At 68.6% G+C, this 18,872-nt stretch carries 15 protein-coding genes; 4 read left to right on the top strand and 11 right to left on the bottom strand.

Translation table 11 applies throughout. From position 1 onward, the window contains the following. Nucleotides 1-4 precede the first annotated feature (4 nt). On the bottom strand, nucleotides 5-1,309 hold the full coding sequence (locus D6T64_RS12995; RefSeq protein WP_119975112.1) for a class I SAM-dependent RNA methyltransferase: 1,305 nt from the start codon (nucleotides 1,307-1,309) through the stop codon (nucleotides 5-7). A 42-nt stretch (nucleotides 1,310-1,351) separates the two neighbouring features. Here D6T64_RS12995 and D6T64_RS12990 point away from each other — a divergent pair, with 42 nt between their 5' ends. After that, entirely contained in the window at nucleotides 1,352-2,011 is a 660-nt protein-coding gene (locus D6T64_RS12990) for a Maf family protein (protein WP_119975111.1), read from the top strand. A 79-nt stretch (nucleotides 2,012-2,090) separates the two neighbouring features. Next, the gene (locus D6T64_RS12985; protein WP_119975110.1) at nucleotides 2,091-3,896 is read left to right on the top strand and encodes an acetyl/propionyl/methylcrotonyl-CoA carboxylase subunit alpha; all 1,806 of its coding nucleotides are present in this window, start codon (nucleotides 2,091-2,093) and stop codon (nucleotides 3,894-3,896) included. Between the two features lie 713 nt (nucleotides 3,897-4,609). Here D6T64_RS12985 and D6T64_RS12980 read toward each other — a convergent pair. Beyond that, nucleotides 4,610-6,052 (bottom strand): NAD(P)H-quinone dehydrogenase, encoded by a 1,443-nt coding sequence (locus D6T64_RS12980; RefSeq protein ID WP_119975109.1) that lies wholly within the window; start codon nucleotides 6,050-6,052, stop codon nucleotides 4,610-4,612. Nucleotides 6,053-6,265: 213 nt separating this feature from the next. On the opposite strand from D6T64_RS12980, the gene D6T64_RS12975 reads away from it, so the two are divergent. Both D6T64_RS12975 and D6T64_RS12970 read left to right on the top strand, forming a co-directional pair. Further along, on the top strand, nucleotides 6,266-7,093 hold the full coding sequence (locus D6T64_RS12975; RefSeq protein ID WP_199719160.1) for a purine-nucleoside phosphorylase: 828 nt from the start codon (nucleotides 6,266-6,268) through the stop codon (nucleotides 7,091-7,093). Nucleotides 7,094-7,437: 344 nt separating this feature from the next. Next, nucleotides 7,438-9,237: a phospho-sugar mutase gene (locus D6T64_RS12970; protein ID WP_119975179.1), complete on the top strand. Its 1,800-nt coding sequence runs from the start codon at nucleotides 7,438-7,440 to the stop codon at nucleotides 9,235-9,237. A 103-nt stretch (nucleotides 9,238-9,340) separates the two neighbouring features. Here the strand turns inward: D6T64_RS12970 and D6T64_RS12965 are convergent, their stop codons facing one another. The 9 genes from D6T64_RS12965 to D6T64_RS12925 form a co-directional block, all read right to left on the bottom strand. Next, nucleotides 9,341-9,613 (bottom strand): PTS sugar transporter subunit IIB, encoded by a 273-nt coding sequence (locus tag D6T64_RS12965; protein ID WP_119975107.1) that lies wholly within the window; start codon nucleotides 9,611-9,613, stop codon nucleotides 9,341-9,343. Continuing rightward, nucleotides 9,610-10,179 carry a PTS sugar transporter subunit IIA gene (locus D6T64_RS12960; protein WP_119975106.1) on the bottom strand — a complete coding sequence of 190 codons (570 nt, stop codon included), beginning with the start codon at nucleotides 10,177-10,179 and terminating at the stop codon, nucleotides 9,610-9,612. Before D6T64_RS12960 ends, D6T64_RS12965 begins: the two co-directional genes overlap by 4 nt. 70 nt (nucleotides 10,180-10,249) lie before the next feature. Beyond that, a complete protein-coding gene (locus D6T64_RS12955) occupies nucleotides 10,250-11,344 on the bottom strand; it encodes an adenosine deaminase (RefSeq protein WP_119975105.1) in 1,095 nt (364 codons plus the stop codon). Nucleotides 11,345-11,462: 118 nt separating this feature from the next. Then, the gene (locus D6T64_RS12950) at nucleotides 11,463-12,365 is read right to left on the bottom strand and encodes a DUF559 domain-containing protein (protein WP_147364555.1); all 903 of its coding nucleotides are present in this window, start codon (nucleotides 12,363-12,365) and stop codon (nucleotides 11,463-11,465) included. Between the two features lie 640 nt (nucleotides 12,366-13,005). After that, nucleotides 13,006-14,283 (bottom strand): thymidine phosphorylase, encoded by a 1,278-nt coding sequence (locus D6T64_RS12945; RefSeq protein ID WP_119975178.1) that lies wholly within the window; start codon nucleotides 14,281-14,283, stop codon nucleotides 13,006-13,008. Between the two features lie 52 nt (nucleotides 14,284-14,335). Continuing rightward, on the bottom strand, nucleotides 14,336-14,758 hold the full coding sequence (locus D6T64_RS12940; RefSeq protein ID WP_119975103.1) for a cytidine deaminase: 423 nt from the start codon (nucleotides 14,756-14,758) through the stop codon (nucleotides 14,336-14,338). Continuing rightward, a complete protein-coding gene (locus tag D6T64_RS12935) occupies nucleotides 14,755-16,038 on the bottom strand; it encodes an ABC transporter permease (RefSeq protein WP_119975102.1) in 1,284 nt (427 codons plus the stop codon). The genes D6T64_RS12940 and D6T64_RS12935 overlap by 4 nt, the downstream gene beginning before the upstream one ends. Next, complete coding sequence (locus D6T64_RS12930) at nucleotides 16,035-17,297, bottom strand: ABC transporter permease (protein ID WP_119975101.1); 1,263 nt, start codon at nucleotides 17,295-17,297, stop codon at nucleotides 16,035-16,037. Before D6T64_RS12930 ends, D6T64_RS12935 begins: the two co-directional genes overlap by 4 nt. Beyond that, the gene (locus D6T64_RS12925; RefSeq protein WP_119975100.1) at nucleotides 17,294-18,793 is read right to left on the bottom strand and encodes an ABC transporter ATP-binding protein; all 1,500 of its coding nucleotides are present in this window, start codon (nucleotides 18,791-18,793) and stop codon (nucleotides 17,294-17,296) included. Before D6T64_RS12925 ends, D6T64_RS12930 begins: the two co-directional genes overlap by 4 nt. Nucleotides 18,794-18,872: the final 79 nt, after the last annotated feature.

Below are 18,872 nucleotides of genomic sequence, written 5' to 3'. Positions count from 1 at the left end.
ATAGCTACTTGGACAGCAGTGCAACGGCCTCCACGTGGTGGGTGTTCGGAAACAGGTCGAAGGCTCGCAATGTCTTGAGTTCATAGCCGTGACCGGCGAACAGGGCCACATCCCGCGCGAGTGCTACCGGGTCGCAGGCCACGTAGACGATCTGAGCCGGCTCGAGGAACGCGAGCTGGTCGACGACGGCCTTGCCCGCGCCCGAACGGGGGGGATCGAGGATGACGGTCGCGGCGGTCTGGCGGGCGCGCTCGGCGGCATCCGCTTCACGCTTCAGGCGCTGCAGAAAACGTTCGACACGGTCGGTTTCAGCGGTCGCACCGACCCACTCGGCGAGGTTCGTCGCCGCGAAATTGACGGCTTCCGGGTCGCTTTCGACGCTCGTGATGCGCACGTTCTTGCCGAAGCGATCTCCGACGGCGGCGGCGAGCAGGCCGACCCCGCCGTAGAGGTCGAGGTTCGCGGCCTTCGGCTCGAACAGCTCGGGATCGATGACGTCCTGCACGGCCGTGAAGAGGGTCTCGGCGGCGCGGGCGTGCACCTGCCAGAATCCGGCGGCGTCGAGCTGGAACTCACGGTCGCCGACGACCTCGCGGATCACGTGGCGGGGGGTTTGCGCGCGCTTGCCGCGGGCATCCGTCGTGACGACGGTCACGCGCACGTCGCCGACGCTCGGCGCGACGAGGTCGATGGAGGCCGCGCCCCGGAACAGTCGATCCAGCGGCGCGGCCATCTCGATGCTGCGCTGGGCGAGGGGCAGGTCGGCGACCGGGATGACCTTGTGCGAGCGGGCGGCGTAGGGGCCGACCGTGCCGTCGGTGTCGACGTGCAAGCTGACCCGGGTGCGCCATCCGGTGCCGTCCATCGCGTCGCCGGGGCTGGCGTTCGGGGCGACCGGTACGGCTTCGACGATGGCGTCGGTGTCGACCTTGGCCATGCGTTTCAGGGCGTCGGCGAGCACCTGACGCTTGAGCTCGCGCTGGTGCGCGAGGTGGATGTGGCCGAACTCGGCTCCGCCGGCGCGGTCGGCCGGGTCGCGGTCGAGCGCGGACGCGGCCCAGATGTGCGGCTGGCGTTCGGGGGCCTCCTCGATCACGGAGACCGTTTCGGCACGCCAGAAGCTCTTCGCATTGGCCTCGGTGAGGCGAGCGCGCACGCGTTCGCCGGGCATCGTGTCGCTGACGAAGACGACGCGGCCCTCGTGCCGGGCGACGAAGATTCCGCCGTGGGCGACGTTGTCGATGGTGAGGTCGAGTTCGGTGCCGACCTCGGCCGTGGTCTGCTGTGCTGCGTCTGCGTTAGTGCCCATCGTTCAATAATCCCACAGACTCGTGCCCGTAGGCTTGTCTGCATGCGTCTGCACCTTGCGTCCACGTCACCCGCCCGCCTGATGCTGCTGCGCAGCGCCGGCATCGAACCGGCACTCATCGACCCGGCCGTTGACGAGCACGCGGTCACGCTCGCCGCCGAGCGTGCCGCGGGTGCGCCGTTGCAGCCGGCCACGCTCGTGCAACTGCTGGCGCGCGCGAAGGCGGAGGCGGCATCCGCAACGCTTCCGGAACCAGGCCTGGTGCTCGGCGGCGATTCGGTATTTGTGCTCGACGGCGTGATCTACGGCAAGCCGCACACGCCAGAGGCGGCCTTCGAACGCTGGCAGCTGCAACGCGGCCGCACCGGGCAGCTGTTCTCGGGGCACTGGCTGATCGAGCACACCGCCGCCGGCGCGGAGCGGGCCGTGGGGGCGGTTGCCGTGGCCGAGGTCACCTTCGCCGACGACATCACGGATGCCGAACTGCACGCCTATATAGCGACGCGGGAACCGCTCTTCGTGGCCGGGGCGTTCACCATCGACAGCCTCGGCGCTCCCTTTATCAGTCGTATCGTCGGCGACCCGTCGACGGTGGTGGGGTTGTCGCTGCCCACGCTGCGGCGGCTCGTCGTGTCGCTCGGGCAGGAGTGGACGAGCCTGTGGAACCGCCCGGCCGACGGGTCCGCGGCGGACCCTTTGTAGGCATCCGCAAAACTTCCGGCGATCTTTTTGTCGATTCAATCCAAAGGGTCGCCGGGGCTGCCCCCTAGGCTTGGGGACTGTGTCACTCATAACGAAGGTCCTCATCGCCAACCGGGGCGAGATCGCCGTCCGGGTGATCCGCGCAGCCACCGACAGCGGCATCCGCTCGGTCGCCGTCTACGCCGACCAGGATCGGGACGCCCTGCACGCGCGGCTCGCCGACGAGGCCTACGGGCTCGACGGCACGACCGGCGGTGACACCTACCTCGTGATCGAGAAGCTGCTGTCGATCGCCCGCCGCTCCGGCGCCGACGCGATCCACCCCGGCTACGGCTTCCTCGCCGAGAACGCCGACTTCGCCCGCGCCGTGATCGGCGCCGGCCTCACCTGGATCGGCCCCTCCCCCGAAGCCATCGAACAGCTCGGCGACAAGGTCAGCGCCCGCCACATCGCCGAAAAGGTCGGCGCGCCGATGGCGCCCGGCACCCTGAACCCCGTCGTCGACGCCGCCGAGGTGCTCGCCTTCGTCGACCAGCACGGCCTGCCGGTCGCAATCAAAGCCGCCTTCGGTGGCGGCGGACGCGGCCTGAAGGTCGTGCGGAGCCGCGACGAAGCGGCCGAACTCTTCGACTCCGCGACGCGCGAGGCCATCACCGCCTTCGGCCGCGGCGAGTGCTTCGTCGAGAAGTACCTCGACGCCCCGCGCCACGTGGAGACACAGTGCCTCGCCGACTCGCACGGTAACGTCGTCGTCATCTCCACCCGCGACTGCTCGCTGCAGCGCCGCCACCAGAAGCTCGTCGAGGAGGCCCCCGCGCCGTTCCTCACCGACGAGCAGAACGCCGAACTGTACCGGGCGTCGAAGGCGATCCTCGCCGAGGTCGGCTACGTCGGCGCCGGCACCTGCGAGTTCCTGATCGGCCAGGACGGCACGGTCTCGTTCCTCGAGGTCAACACCCGCCTTCAGGTCGAGCACACGGTGAGTGAAGAGGTCACCGGCATCGACCTCGTGCGCGAGCAGTTCCGCCTCGCCGCCGGCGGCGTGCTCGACTACGGCGACCCGGTCGCCACCGGACACTCCTTCGAATTCCGCATCAACGGCGAAGACCCCGGCATGAACTTCATGCCCGCGCCCGGTCCGGTGCACGTGTTCAAGCCCGCCGGCGGCCCCGGCGTGCGCGTGGACAGCGGCGTCGAGAGCGGCGACGTCATCTCCGGTGCCTTCGATTCCCTGCTCGCCAAGCTCATCGTCACCGGCGCGACCCGCGAAGACGCCCTCGAGCGCGCCCGCCGCGCCCTCGACGAGTTCGAGGTCGCGGGACTCCCGACCGTGCTGCCGTTCCACCGCAAGGTCGTGCGCGACCCCGCGTTCGCCCCGACGAATGGCGCCCCGTTCTCGGTGTTCACCCGTTGGATCGAGACCGAGTTCGAGAACGACATCGAGCCGTGGAGCGGGTCGATCGAAGAGACACTGGCTTCGGCCAAGCGCCACAATGTCGTCGTCGAGGTTGAGGGCCGCCGTATCGAGGTCAGCCTGCCGACCCGCCTGCTGCCCGCGTCGGCGTCCGACCGCACCAACGGCCCCGCACCCCAGCGCCGCGGCGGCAGCAACGCCGTCATCACCGCGACCGGCGACGCCGTCATCGCGCCGATGCAGGCCACCATCGTGAAGCTGGCCGTGGCCGAAGGCGACACGGTCGTCAAGGGCGATCTGCTGCTCGTGCTCGAGGCCATGAAGATGGAACAGCCCATCGTCGCCCCGAAGGACGGCGTGGTCGGCGCCCTGGCTGCCGTTGTCGGCACCACCGTCTCGGCCGGGTCGCTGCTGATGACCGTCACCGCGGCATCCGTCGTCGCGGCAGCGGATGCCGCCGCCGCGGCATAACGTCGCGCCCCGTCGGGGTTGAGGTACGGAAAAAGCACCTTCATTGCGTCAGCGAGGGTGCTTTTTCCGTACCTCAACGCCAGTGCCGCTCGCTGCGCGGGGGCTGCGCCACTGCGCGGCAGCGCGGGAGCTGCGCCACTGCGCGGGAGCTGCGCCACTGCGCGGGGGCTGCGCCACTGCGCGGGGGCTGTGCCGCAGCGCGGCAGCTGCGCCAAAGTTCCCGGGGGCGCCAACGCGCCGCGCGGTATTAACGCCGCTGCGCGGTAGGCGCGCCCATAGCGCAGCGGCACACCTGCCGCGCAGCTCCCCCGCGTGGCCCCAGCACCCTCCGAATCGCCACCTCAAGCGGCAGATACGCCGTTACGCGGTGGTTGCGCCACCTCCATCCGCCCCAGCAAGCGGATGCCCCGAGTTGCGCGGCACTTGCGCCGCACCGCGGGAGGTGCGCCACCGCGCGGGTGCTGAGTCACGGAAAAAGCACCCTCAGATCGCCAACGAGGGTGTTTTTTCCGTACCTCAACGGTGCCCGCGACATTCGTCGGAGTGAGCGCGGCAGGTGCGCCGCTACGCGGTACCTGCGCCGGGACACCCGTCGCGGCGCCCTTCTCCCTGGACCCGGCAGCCGACCCGACCCGACCCGACCGGCCCAGCTCACCCCGCAAACACAACAGGCCCCCGCGCCGAAGCGACGGGGGCCTGTGCCACAGTCCTGCTTAGTTGTGGTGCACCACGTGCATGGCGCGGGCGGCATCCGTAATAGACCCGGTCAGCGACGGATACACCGGGAAGGTGCGCGCGACCTCGTCGACGGTCAACCGGTGCTCCACGGCGAGGGCGAGCGGAAAGATGAGCTCACTCGCCTTCGGCGCCACGATCACGCCGCCGATCACTGTTCCACTGCCGGTGCGGGCGAACAGCTTCACGAAGCCGTCCTTGATGCCCATCATCTTGGCGCGCGGGTTGACGGCGAGCGGCAGCTTGTAAATGTCGCCCTGCGCGATGCCGTCTTCGATCTGCTTCTGGGTGTAACCGACGGTGGCGATTTCGGGCTGCGTGAAGATGTTCGCGGCCACGTTGCGAATCTCGATCGGGTTGACGGTGTCACCCATGGCGTGGAAGACCGCGGTGCGGCCCATCATCGAGGCGACGGATGCCAGCGGCAGCTCGGTCGTGCAGTCCCCGGCCGCGTAGATGTTCGGTACCGAGGTGCGCGCGACGCGGTTGACCTGGATGTGCCCGTCGTCGGTGAGCTCGACGCCGGCTTCTTCGAGGCCGATGCCGACGGTGTTCGGGATGGACCCGACGGCAATCAGGCAGTGGCTGCCCTCGACCGTGCGGCCGTCCGACAGGGTGGCGAGCACGCCGGTCTCGGTGCGCACGACGGATTCGGCGCGAGACTTGGACAGCACGACCATGCCGTTGCGTTTGAAGACATTCTCGATGACGTTCGCGGCGTCGGCGTCCTCGCCGGGCAGAACCTGGTCGCGGCTCGAAATCAGGGTGACCTGGGCGCCGAGGGCGCGGTAAGCGGATGCGAACTCGGCCCCGGTCACACCGGATCCGACCACGATCAGATGCTCGGGGACGGCCTTGAGGTTGTAGAGCTGGGTCCAGCTGAAGATGCGTTCGCCGTCGGGCATCGCCGTGGGGATCACGCGCGGCGTCGCGCCGACCGAGACGACGATGGTGTCGACCTCGATGCGGTCGAAGTCGGTTCCCGTGGTGCCGTCGGCGGTGGAGACGATGATCGCGTTGCGGCCGTCGAGTCGCCCCTGGCCGGCCACGAAGGTGACGCCGGCGCGAATGAGCGTGGCCTTCATGTCTTCGGACTGCTGGCGCGCGAGGGCGAGCAGGCGCTTGTTGACGGCGGCGAGGTTGATCGCGACCTCGGGCCGCAGCGGCTTCTTCAGCTCGCCGCGCACGAAGAACTGCACACCGAGGTCGGTGGCTTCTCCGATCGAGTTGCTGGCTTCCGCGGTCGCGATGAGCGACTTGGAGGGGACGACGTCGGTGATGACGGCCGCTCCGCCGACGCCCACGCGCTCGATGAGGGTGACTTCCGCGCCCTGCTGGGCGCCGGCCAACGCCGCTTCGTATCCGCCGGGCCCTCCACCGAGTACTGCGATGCGTTGCTTGCGTTCGAACTCATAGGCCATGTACTCCATTCTCTCCCGCCGCCACACGTGCTACCAACTCGACGGGACGCACGGCCGTCTTCCGACCCGTTTTCGGGGCCATTCGTCGGCCTGGTCCGGCCGCGGCCCCGTCGCGGCCCCATCATGGCGACGGATGCTGCCCGGCCGTGGCGGCACATCCGTCACCGTAAGGCGGTGCCGAATCGCCCCACCGTTTAGAGTGGGGGAATGTTCATGACTGAGACGAACCCGTTGGACGCGCCGGAAACAGACCCCTTCGAGGTCGCCCGCACGGCCGCGGCGCAGATCGCGGAACGCACCGGCGTGGCCCGCCACGATGTCGCCCTCACCCTCGGCAGCGGCTGGGGCAAAGCCGCCGACCTGATCGGCGACACCACCCACATGATCGACGCCCGCGAGATCGTCGGCTTCAGCAAGCCCGCCCTCGACGGGCACTCCGGAACACTGCGCTCGGTGCTGCTGCCGAGCGGCAAGCGCGCCCTCGTGATCGGCGCGCGCACTCACTACTATGAGGGCCACGGCGTGCGGCGGGTGGTGCACAGCGTGCGCACTGCGGCGGCGACCGGCGCGACGACGATGATCCTGACCAACGGGGCCGGCGGCATCCGCGAGACCTGGACGCCCGGAACCCCGGTGCTGATCAGCGACCACATCAACCTGACCGCGGATTCCCCGCTCGAAGGCGCCACGTTCATCGACCTGACCGACCTGTACTCGCGCCGGCTGCGTGACCTGGCCCGGTCGCTCGAGCCGTCACTCGACGAGGGCGTGTACTGCCAGTTTCGCGGCCCGCACTACGAGACCCCGGCCGAGGTGCAGATGGCCAAGGCGATCGGCGGCCACATCGTGGGCATGTCGACCGCACTCGAGGCGATCGCGGCCCGGCAGGCCGGCATGGAGATTCTGGGCATGTCGCTGATCACCAACCTTGCGGCGGGAATCTCCCCGACCCCGCTCAGCCACGCCGAGGTGATCGCGGCCGGCGCCGAAGCTGAGCCCGTGATCAGCGCCCTCCTGGCCCGGATCGTGGCCGCACTGTGAGCGACGTGAACGGCGGCGAGACTCCGCCGGCACGCACGGGCGGTCGCCACTCGGCAGGCGCCGAGCCGGAACAGCCGCCGGTCGAGCCAACCCCCGCCGAGCAGGTCGAGCCTGCCCCCGCAGCAGAGCCTGCTCCTGAGGCGTCGGACGCGCCGACCATGGCCATCCCCGTCGTCGCGGATGCGGCATCCGCTGCCGTCACACCGGCCGAAATCCCGGCCGGCGTGCCCTCGGTGGCCCGCCCGCACGAACCCGACTACGACGACCTCGAGGGCGAGCCGACCCAGCAGATGCCCGTGATCGCCGCCAAGCCTGAGCTGGCTCCGCTGCCGCTCGCGCACATCATGGCCGCCGAGGCCCCCGCCAGCACCCCCGCGATCATTGAAACGGCGCGCGCCTGGCTCGCGCAGGATCCCGATCCGGAGACCCAGGTGCAGTTGCGTGCGCTCATCAACGGCGCGAGCGACGGGGATGCCGCGGCGATCGCCGACCTGCATTCCCGCTTCGACGAGCGCCTCGCCTTCGGCACCGCCGGGCTGCGCGGAGCGATCGCCGCCGGGAGCAACCGCATGAACCGGGTGCTCGTCTCCCAGGCCGCCGCCGGGCTTGCGTCTTACCTGTTGCGCCACGCCCTGCCGAACGCGACCCCCTCGATCGTGATCGGTTATGACGGCCGCAAGAATTCCCACGTCTTCGCGACCGACACGGCCGCGCTGATGGCCGGGGCCGGGGTGCGCGCGATCCTGCTGCCGCGCCTGCTGCCGACCCCGGTGCTCGCCTTCGCCGTGCGTCATCTGAACGCCAGCTGCGGCGTCATGGTCACCGCCTCGCACAACCCGCCCAACGACAACGGCTACAAGGTCTACCTCGGCGGCGACTTCGAGGGCGCCCAGATCGTCGCGCCCGCGGACAGCCTGATCGCGACCGAGATCCTGCGCGTGGCCGCCGACGAGTTCGTGCCGAACCTGCCCCGCGCCGCGTATGAAACCGCCGACGAAGAGGTCGTGCAGGCCTATATCGGGGCCACGGCCGGCCTCGCGCACCCGCCACGCTCGCAGGTCAACGCCGTCTACACCGCCCTGCACGGCGTGGGCTGGGACACGACCCGGCGCGTACTGCTGCAGGCCGGTTTCGACCTGCCGACCCTCGTCGACGCCCAGATCGCCCCCGACGCCGCGTTCCCCACGGTCGCCTTCCCGAATCCCGAAGAGCCCGGCGCGATGGACCTCGCCTACGAGACCGCCCGCGAGGTGGGCGCCGAATTGATCCTCGCCAACGACCCCGACGCGGACCGCCTCGCGGTGGCCATCCCCGACGCCGACTCCGACGCGGGCTACCGCCGCCTGAGCGGCAACGAGGTCGGCGCGATCCTCGGCTGGCGTGCTGCGGCCCTCGCTGCGCCGAACTACGACCCCGAGGCCGACGTGGCGAACACGGGAGGGCTGCCGACGACGGATGCCCCGGGGACGGGGGGTGAGGCATTCGCTGCCGCAGAAGACGCCGCTGCCGCGCCGCGCCCGACACTCGCCTGCTCGATCGTGTCATCGCCGGCCCTCGCCGCCATCGCCGCGTCCTACGGTCTCGGCTTCACCGAGACGCTCACGGGCTTCAAGTGGGTCTCCCGCGCTCCCGGCCTGATCTTCGGCTTCGAGGAGGCCCTCGGCTACCTCGTCAACCCGGATTCGGTGCGCGACAAGGACGGCATCTCGGCCGCCGTCGCTCTGCTCTCACTGGTCGGCGATTTGAAGGCCGACGGACTCACCCTCGCCGACTACCTCGACCGGTTCAGCGCCAAGTTCGGCCACTACGCGTCGAGCCAGATCTCGGTGCGGGTGACGGATGTCTCCGACATCGCCCGCGTGATGACCCGCCTGCGCGAGACACCGCCGGATCTGATCGGGCGCATCCGCGTCGACCACATCGACGACTTCCGCTGGGGCCTGAACGGTCTCGCGCCCAGCGACGTGCTGCGCATCGTGCTGACCGACGGCTCGCGCGTGATGGTGCGGCCGAGCGGTACCGAGCCCAAGCTCAAGGTATACCTCGACACGCACAGCAACTCCGGCACGATCGACGAGCGGCGCCGGGCAGCGGATGCCTCCCTCGCCGAGCTCGACCGCGGCATGCGCGCGCTCATCGCCTAAGAACGCACGCCCACGGGCGCCACCGCGCCGACCGCGGGTAGTGAGTGCGCCGTTCCGCGGGGTGAGGCCCGGCGGGAGTCACTCCGCTACGCGGTTCGCCCCGTCAGCCGAGGGCGGTCTCGAGCTTGGCGGCGACCTCGTCGACGTCGAAGAAGTTGTCGATCACGATGACGTCCGCATTGGTACGGCCAATCGCGCCGACCAGTTCGGAGGAGGTCAGGATGACCTGCGCGTCGCGGGCGGCGGACTGCACGCCGGCGACATCCGTCGCCATCACGTCGGCGTCGATCGAGAGACGCTCGAGGGCGCGCTCGGCGTTGACCTTGAGGATCTCGGAGGTTCCCAGGCCAAGGCCGCACATCACGACAATCTTCACAGCGTGTCCTGAGTGTCGGACTCGGCGGCGGCGTCAGAGTTCGCGGCGGCGGCAGCAGCAGCAGCAGCCTTGAACGCGGCGACACTGGCCGGGCTGATCGCGGGGTTGCTCGAGGTGTGCGCCAGGCCGAGGCCGAACAGCTCACGGATGCCCTCAGCATCCGTCGCCGACGCCAGCGCCGGGATCACGCTCGCATTGTTGAACACGTTGGCGAGCTCGGCGACGAAGTGCACGTGCTGGTCGGCGCTCGAGACGGCCAGGCCGACGACGACACTGACCGGGTCATTGTGCGGATGCCCGAATGCGACCGGTTCGGCCAGGGTCACGACGCTGAGGCCGTCGCGCAGAACGTCCGTGCCGGGCCGGGCGTGCGCGAGGGCCAGCCCGGGCGCGATGACGACGTACGCACCGAACTCCTCGATCACCGCGATCATGCGCTCGGCGTACGACGCGCTCGCGGCGCCCGACCGCTCGAGGGCCGCTCCCGCCGCGGTGATGGCGTCCCGCCATCCGGCGGCGTGAACACCGATTGAGATGGCGGAGAGTGGGAGCGGCGGGAGCGACATGGGTTCTTTCTGCTTACTGGAGAACCCCGGCGGCATCGCCGGAGATGGTGCGTGTCGAGCGGGTCAGCGCCTACGCGTCGGCGAAACCGGCGGTGATCGCCGCGATGAGTTCCTCGCGGTCCTCCAGCGGCAGGAATGCCGCGGCGGCCGCGTTGAGCTGGAACTTTTCGAGGTCTTCGAGGTCGTAACCGAAGGCATCCGTCAGCAGCGCGAGCTCCTGGCTGAGGCTCGTGTTGCTCATCAGGCGGTTGTCGGTGTTGACGGTGACCTTGAAGCCGAGCTGGTAAAGCAGGTCGAACGGGTGGTCGAGCACGTCGTCACCCCAGGCGGCGATCGCGCCGGTCTGCAGGTTCGACGAGGGGCTCAGTTCGAGCGGAATTTCGCGGTCACGCACCCACTGGGCGATCGGTCCGAGGGTCACGAAGGTGTTCTCGTCGTCTTCGCGCTCGATGTTCACGTCTTCGGCGATGCGCACGCCGTGGCCGAGGCGCAGGGCGCGACCGTCGAACAGGGCGCCGCGGATGCTGTCGAGGCCGTCAGCCTCGCCGGCGTGCACGGTGACCGGGAGGTACTCGCGGGCGAGCAGGTCGAAGGCGGCCTTGTGGTTGCTGGCCGGGAAGCCGGCTTCGGCGCCGGCGATGTCGAAGCCCACGACGCCGTCCTGGCGATGGCGCAGGGCGAGTTCGGCGATTTCGAGGCTGCGGTCGGCGTGGCGCATCGCCGTGATGATCTGGCCGATCTGGATGCTGTGGCCCTGCTCGTCGACGTGGTCGATACCGTTTTCGATTCCTTCCTGCACCGCATCGACGACCTCGTCGAGGGTCAGGCCGCGGGCCAGGTGCTGCTCGGGAGCCCAGCGCACTTCGCCGTAGATCACGCCGTCGGCGGCGAGGTCTTCGACGAATTCGCGGGCGACGCGGATGAGGCCCTCGGTGGTCTGCATGACCGCGGTCGTCACGTCGAAGGTCTTCAGGTATTCCACGAGCGAGCCCGAGTCGGCCTGGGTCTCGAACCATTCGCGGAGGGCCGTGGCATCCGTTGTCGGCAAGTCGAGGCCGATCGCCTCGGCCAGGTCGATGATGGTCTGCGGGCGCAGGCCTCCGTCGAGGTGGTCGTGCAGGGAGATTTTGGGCAGGGAGTTGATGCTGGTGCCGCCGCCGGGCATCAGGAATTCCTCAGTCGTCGTATTCACCTCTCCAATCTACCGGCGACGGATGCCCCGAGTCTGCTCGTTTACTGACTGGCCCCTGAACGAGTGTGCATTCTTGCGTTATTGCGGGTGATCAGGGTCGCCAGCCCCGCGACCGCAGCGCCGCCTCGACGTGCTCGCGCACCCAGGCCGGCGACGAGCCCTTGCGCACGGTGATGACGAGCCAGCCGGCGCCCCGCAGGTCCTGCAGCCGCTCGGCGTCCCGGTTGTACTGGACATCGTCGGTGCGGTGCTGCTTGCCGTCGTACTCCACGAGTACCTTGTATTTCAGGTAGACGAGATCGCCGCGCACGCGCGGCTTGCCCGCCGGAAGCGGAATCTCGAGGTTCGTGTCGGGTTCGGGAAACCCCGAGCGCACGAGAAACAGGCGCAAAAAGGTCTCGCGGCGCGACTCCACCCTCGGGCGAATCAGCAGCACAGCTTCCCGCAGGCGCTGCGCACCGCGGCGCCTGGAGTGCTCGAGCACGCGTTCGGCAATGTCGGGCGGGCTCGCGAGCGGGATGCGTCCGGTCAACAGCCCGTCACCCGCCGCGATCAGATCGTCGAGCTGCAGAGCGGATGCCAGTTGGCACCACGCTTCCACCGGGTCGACGACGCGCATCCCGGCCAGGACCATCACGCGCGGCTGTGCCTCGACCTTGTGCCCCCTCACCCCCGTGGCCCGTGGCGCCCGCGCCGGCGCTACGACAGAGACGTGCAGGAGCGGGTCCTGCTCGTTCGCGAAGGGCAGGGGCAGCCCGTGGAGCAGGGCCGCAGTCGCGTGGCTGAAGAAGCCCCCCGCGGGCATCCGCTGGTCGAAGGCCTGGCAGCGATCGATGAGGCCCTGCGGGTAGTCTCGCGCAGCGTGAACTCCGTAGAACGGATGCTCCAGATCGCTCGAGCGGATGCGCTTGGCGCTGAGCCCCGCGGCGCGTGCGTCTGCTGTCGTGAAGGCCTGGGTCATAAGGGCGGGAGGCAGTGGGGTTTGTCTATGCATGGCGACAGGGTGGCAGGGATAGGGCTTGGGGAAACGGTTCTCCACAGGGCGGTTTTCGTGTTTGCGCTGCGAGGGTTCGACCGGAGCGGCAAGCGTGACTGCAACTGGACAAGCAACAGCGCCACTAAAGCGTCAGACACACTCGGTGCCGGTTTGTCGAGCGGCTTCCGGCCCGCAGAGCAGCGACGTGTCACAGATGGCCCCATGCCCGCCTCACCTCAGCGCGAAGTGTCACAGAATGCCCCATGGGGGCCTTCCCGGGCTGCTCGCCAAGGGGCCATCTGTGACACTTCGCTCACGAGGTGTCACCGAACGCCCCATGAGACGAAAAACACCTCGCGAAGTGTCACAGAACGCCCCTTCGAGCGCCGCGAAGGGGCCATCTCTGACACCTCACGAGAACCAAGGGGCCATCTCTGACACTTCGCTCACGAGGTGTCACAGAACGCCCCAGGGGGGACGCTCTCGCTTCGCGAGAAGGCTCAAGCACCCCTCGGAACATTCGCCAAGGGGCCATCTCTGACACTTCGCGAGAGCGGATGCCCCACGCAAGACGATCTCGAGACCGCGCCCCCCTGCATGGCTGATATTGGCGCCCTTTGCCCTTGCCCCTCGCCCTTGCCGCAAGCCGGCAACCGCGCTACCGCGTGATGCGCTCCGCGATCAGTGGCCCGCCGTCGAGCACGGGCTCGCCGACATCCCCGATCCGCCAAGCACCCTCGAGCGACTCGAGCGCGCGCGCAAACCGCTCGGGTTCGTCGGCGCTCAGCGTGAACAGCGCCTGCCCCGCCACCACGGTGTCCCCCGGTTTGGCATGCAGGTCGATGCCCGCGGCGTGCTGCACGGGATCCTGCTTGCGCGCCCGGCCGGCCCCGAGGCGCCAGGCGCCGATCCCGAAGGGCAGCGCCTGCTGCTCCACGAGCACGCCGCTGCGCGGGGCGTACACGACGTGGGTCTCCCGGGCGACGGGCAGGGCAGCATCCGGATCGCCGCCCTGGGCGCGAATCACCGCGCGCCATTTGTCCATGGCCCGGCCATCGTGCAGGGCCGCCTCCACGTCAACGTCGGTTATGCCCACGAGGTTGAGCATTTCGCGAGCGAGCGCGACGGTGAGTTCGACCACGTCGGCCGGCCCGCCGCCGGCGAGCACCTCCACGGATTCCCGCACCTCGTTCGCGTTGCCGATGGCCAGCCCGAGGGGCACATTCATGTTCGTCAGCAGAGCGGATGTCGCCACTCCCGCGTCGTCGCCGAGCTCGACCATGGTGCGGGCCAGCTCCCGGGAGCGGTCGATGTCTTTCAGGAATGCCCCGCTGCCGAACTTCACGTCGAGCACGAGCGCGCGGGTGCCCTCGGCGATCTTTTTCGACATGATCGACGATGCGATCAGTGGGATCGACTCGACCGTGCCGGTGATGTCGCGCAGGGCGTAGAGCTTGCCGTCGGCCGGGGCGAGGCCGCTGCCGGCGGCGCTGATCACGCCGCCGTGCTGCTGCAGTTGGGTGAACATCTCGTCGTTGGTGAGGTTGGCGCGCCAGCCCGGGATCGACTCGAGCTTGTCGAGCGTTCCGCCGGTGTGGCCGAGGCCCCGGCCGGACAGCTGCGGCACGGCGGCTCCGAACACGGCCACGAGCGGCATCAGCGGCAGGGTGATCTTGTCGCCGACGCCACCGGTGGAGTGCTTGTCGGTGGTCGGCTTGCCGAGGCCCTCGTAGCTCATCCGCTCGCCGCTCGCCAGCATCGCCATCGTCAACGCGCGGATCTCGTCCCGGCTCATACCGTTGAGGAAGATGGCCATGGTCATCGCGGCCATCTGTTCGTCGCCGACGAAACCGCGGGTGTACGCGTCGATCAGCCAGTCGATCTGCGGCGTCGTGAGCACCCCGCGATCGCGCTTGCTGTGGATGAGGTCGACCATGTCGAAGGCCTCGATCGTGGACGTCGCGGTGCTGTCGGTCACGTGGGACTCCTTAGGAAACGGTGCTTGCCCGGTACTCGGCCAGCTGGCGGGGCCCGAACGCATCGGGCAGCACCTCGTCGATGGTGCGCACCCCCGACACGGTTTCGAGCAACATTCCCGGCGCGGAATGTTCGTAGAGCAGCTGGCGGCAGCGTCCGCACGGCATGAGCGTGCTGCCGTTGCCGTCCACGCAGGTGAACGCCACGAGCTGGCCACCCCCGGTCATCGCGAGGGAGGACACCAGGGCGCACTCCGCGCAGAGGCCGACGCCGTAGGAGGCGTTCTCCACGTTGCATCCGCTCACCACACGCCCGTCATCGACGAGCGCGGCGGCGCCCACCGGAAAGTTCGAGTAGGGAGCGTATGCGTGTGCCATGGCGTCGAGGGCTGCTGCGCGCAGGGGGGCCCAGTCGATCTCACTGTGCGCGGTCATTGCTTGACGTAGGCCTTTCCGGCCGCGGCCGGGCCGATGGACTTGCCGACGAAGCCCGCGACGGCGACGAGGGTGACGAGGTAGGGGATCATGGCGATGAAGTCGGCGGGGATACCCGAACCGGCCTGGCCCGCCCAGACCTGGAAGATGCGCGCGAAACCGAACATGAGGGCGGCGGTCGCGGCATACCAGGGGTTCCAGCGGCCGAGAATCACGCAGGCGAGGGCGATATAGCCCTGGCCGGCACTCATGTCACGAATGAACGGACCGACGGCGCCGATACTCAGCGCGGCTCCGCCGAGCCCGGCGATGAGGCCGGCGAGCGTCATCACGCGAAAACGCGTGCGGTTCACGTTGATGCCGACGGTGTCCGCGGCGAGCGGATGCTCCCCCACGGCCCGCAGCCGCAGCCCCCAGCGGGTCTTGTACATCAGCAGCCCGACCAGCGGCACGATGACGAAGACGGCATAGGTGGTGATCCTGTTGTCGAACAGGATCGGGCCGATCAGCGGTATGTCGCTGAGCCCGGGAATGGCCAGGAAGGACAGCGTGCCGGGAAAATTGAATCCCTCCGAGTTGCGCGTCATCACGGCAGAGTAGAAGAAGCTCGTGATGCCGGCCACGAGGACGTTGAGCACGACACCGATGATGATCTGGTCGACGAGGTACTTGATCGAGAACGATGCGAGGATCATGGCGACCAGGGCGCCGCCGATCATGGCGCTGGCGATCCCGAGAAACAGGTTGCCGGTCATCGTGCCGATGATGGCGGCCATGAACGCTCCGAGCAACAGCTGGCCTTCGATCGCGATGTTGACCACGCCGACACGCTCGCCCATGACCCCGGCCACGGCCCCGAGAATGACGGGCACGGCAAACGAGATGGCCCCGGTGGCCAGGTAGATCACCGGTACGCGACCTCCGGCACCGACCGAGGCGAGCAGGGCGGTGACGAACAGCAGCCCGAACACGAGCACGAGCCAGGCGGGCGGGCGGGTGCGGTTCCAGGTGAACCAGACCGACACTCCCGTGATCGCGAGCATCAGAATTCCGAAGACCACGCCGATGCGCTTGGAGTCTTCGACCCAGTTCGGAATGATGACGTCGTCGCCGGTTCCGGTCCAGTTGAAGGTCACGTCAGAGGACTGGCCGAGGAGGCCGAATCCGATCAGCCCGAGCAGCGCGAAGACGAGCAGGGAGATGGCTGTCTTCCAGTTGCGCTGCGCCAGCACCGTGGTGCGCAGGGCCGGGCTGGCCCCGGCGGTCACTGTGGATGTCATGAGTTCTTCCCCCGGGTGAACAGGCTTTTCACAAAGGTTTTGATCGGTCCGGCCGGCACCGGGGTCGGAAGCCGGAAAATCGCCCGGACGAGCGGTGGCGCCGCGATGAAGAGCACGATGACGCCCTGCACGACCAACAACACTTCCGGGGACACGTCGGCGATCTGCATCATCGGGCTCCCGGCCTTCATCGCGCCGAACAACAGCCCGGCGAAGAAGATGCCGACCGCCCCGCCGCCGCCGAGCAGGGCCACGGTGATGCCGTCGAAACCGATGCCGGCGTCAATGCTCGGCGTCACTCCCCCGGCACGCCCCAGGGTCTGGTTGACCCCGGCGATGCCGACGAACGCGGCGCTGGCGGCCATCGCGACCACGTAGATCTTCGGCACGTTCATGCCGGCCGTGCGCGCCGCGTTCGGGTTCAGGCCGACGGTGCGAAAGCGGTACCCGATGGTCGAGCGTTCCATCAGCCACCAGTAGAAGATGGTGGCCGCGACGACGAGCAAAAAACCGGCGTGCAGGCTGAAACCCGGGCCGAGAATCGGCGGCAGCTGCGCGGTGTCGAGCGGCGCCACGGTCTGCGGGTTTCCGCCCGCGGCGTCGTCGTGCAGAAAGCCCGAGCGCATGAGCCAGGTGACCAGGTTGAACGCGACGTAGTTGAGCATGATCGTCACGATGACCTCGTGTGCCCCGGTGGTGGCCTTGAGCAGGCCCACGATGCTGCCCCAGAGGGCCGCGCCGAGAATGCCGAAGACGACCGCGACGATCAGGTGCAGCCCGTACGGCAGCGGCCACGCGAAGCTCGCGTAGCTGGCGAACACGACGCCGAGCAGCAACTGCCCCTGGCCGCCGATGTTGAACAGGCCCACGCGAAAGCTCAGCGCGATGCCCAGCCCGGCCGCGATGAGCGGGGCCCCGAGGCGCAGGGTCTCGGTGATCGGCCGCACCGACGCGGCAAAGGAGTTGGCGTCGGGGTTGAAGATCGACCCCCGGAACAGCGCACCGTAGCCGCCGGAGACGGCAGCCCAGGCGGCACTGACGGTGTCCATCGGCCGGGAGAAGAAGTAGCCGGAGACCTGGGCTACCTCCTCGCTCGTCGCGATGATCAGGATCGCTCCGACGATGAAGCCGCAGAGGATGGCGAGCACGGTGCGCACGGCGCCGCCGCCCATGATCTCCCGCAGGATCTGGCTGCTGAGCCCCGCGGGTTCGTCAGCGCTCGGTTTCTTGGTCGGTGCGGACGTGGTGTCAGTACTCATGCTGCAATTCCCGCCATCATGATGCCCAGGTCAGCCCGGGGAGTGTCGGCCGCGACGATGCCGACAATTCGGCCGCGGTACATGACCGCGATACGGTCGGCGAGGCCGATGACCTCGTCGAGTTCGGTGGAGACGATCAGCACCGGCAGGCCGGAATCGCGTGTTTCGATGATGCGCTTGTGCAAGAACTCGATGGAGCCCACGTCGAGCCCCCGGGTAGGCTGCGAGGCGACGAACAGGCGCAGGTCCCGCGACAGTTCCCGCGCCAGCACGACTTTCTGCTGGTTTCCGCCCGACAGCCGCCCGGCCTGGGTCGTGGTGCCCTGGGTGCGAATGTCGAACTCGACGATGGCTTTGCGCGCGAATTCTTCCCGATATTTGAAGCGGATGCCACCGCGAGCTTCGAAGGGAGCTCCCTGGCTGCGGTCCAGCATCAGGTTCTCGGCCACCGTGAACTCGCCGACCAGTCCGTCTTTGGTGCGGTCTTCCGGCACGAAACCGACGCCGGCCTCGAGCACCTGCTGCACCGACCGACCGAGCAGCTCGTGGCCGTCCAGGGTGATCGAACCGGTAGCACCGTGACGCAGGCCGAGGATGGCTTCGGTCAGCTCGGTTTGTCCGTTGCCCTGCACGCCGGCGATGGCCAGCACCTCACCGGCCCGAATCGAGAAGGTCAGGTCGTCGAGCAGCAGTGAACCCGCGCGGTCGACGATCGTCAGGTTGGTGACCTTGAGCGACTCCTCACCGAGCTGGGGCGGGTTCTTCTCCACGGCCAGGTCGACGGAGCGCCCGACCATGAGCGAGGCGAGTTCGGTGACGGATGCGGTGGGCAGCGCCGTTCCGACCACTTTGCCCAAGCGGATGACCGTGATCCGGTCGGCGACTTCGCGCACCTCCCGCAGCTTGTGCGTGATGAAGACGATCGACGTGCCGGCCGCGGCGAGCTGGCGCATGATGGTCATGAGCTCATCGGTTTCCTGCGGGGTGAGCACGGCGGTGGGCTCATCGAGCACGAGGATCTGGGCGTCACGGGCGAGGGCCTTGATGATCTCCACGCGCTGCTGCGCCCCGACCGGGAGGTCTTCGACCCGATCGTCCGGGTCGATGTCGAAGCCGAATTTGGCGGAGATGGAGCGCACCAGATCGCGGGCGGTGGGGAGGTCGAGCACGCCGCCGGCCTTGACCGGCTCGTGGCCGAGCATCACGTTTTCAGCGACGGTGAAAACGGGGATGAGCATGAAGTGCTGGTGAACCATGCCGATTCCGGCCGTCATCGCGTCGCCGGGACCGCTGAACGCGACCGCTTTGTCGTTGATCAGGATTTCGCCCTCTTCGGCCCGATACAGGCCGTAGAGAACGTTCATCAGCGTTGACTTGCCGGCGCCGTTCTCACCGAGCAGGCAGTGAATCTCTCCCGGTTCGATCACCAGGTCAATCTGGTCGTTGGCGATGAGCGCACCGAAGCGTTTGGTGATGCCGCGCAATTCAAGTTTCATGGCGTCCTGTTCTGGCTCATCTGATTCTGGCTCACAATGCTGTGCGGACAACCACTATGCAAGAAAGAATCGCCGGGGC

The sequence above is a fragment of the Cryobacterium melibiosiphilum genome (assembly GCF_003602235.1).
Lineage (GTDB): Bacteria > Actinomycetota > Actinomycetes > Actinomycetales > Microbacteriaceae > Cryobacterium > Cryobacterium melibiosiphilum.
The sequence above is the reverse complement of the archived record's forward strand: the minus strand, read 5'-3'. Positions and strand labels throughout refer to the sequence as shown.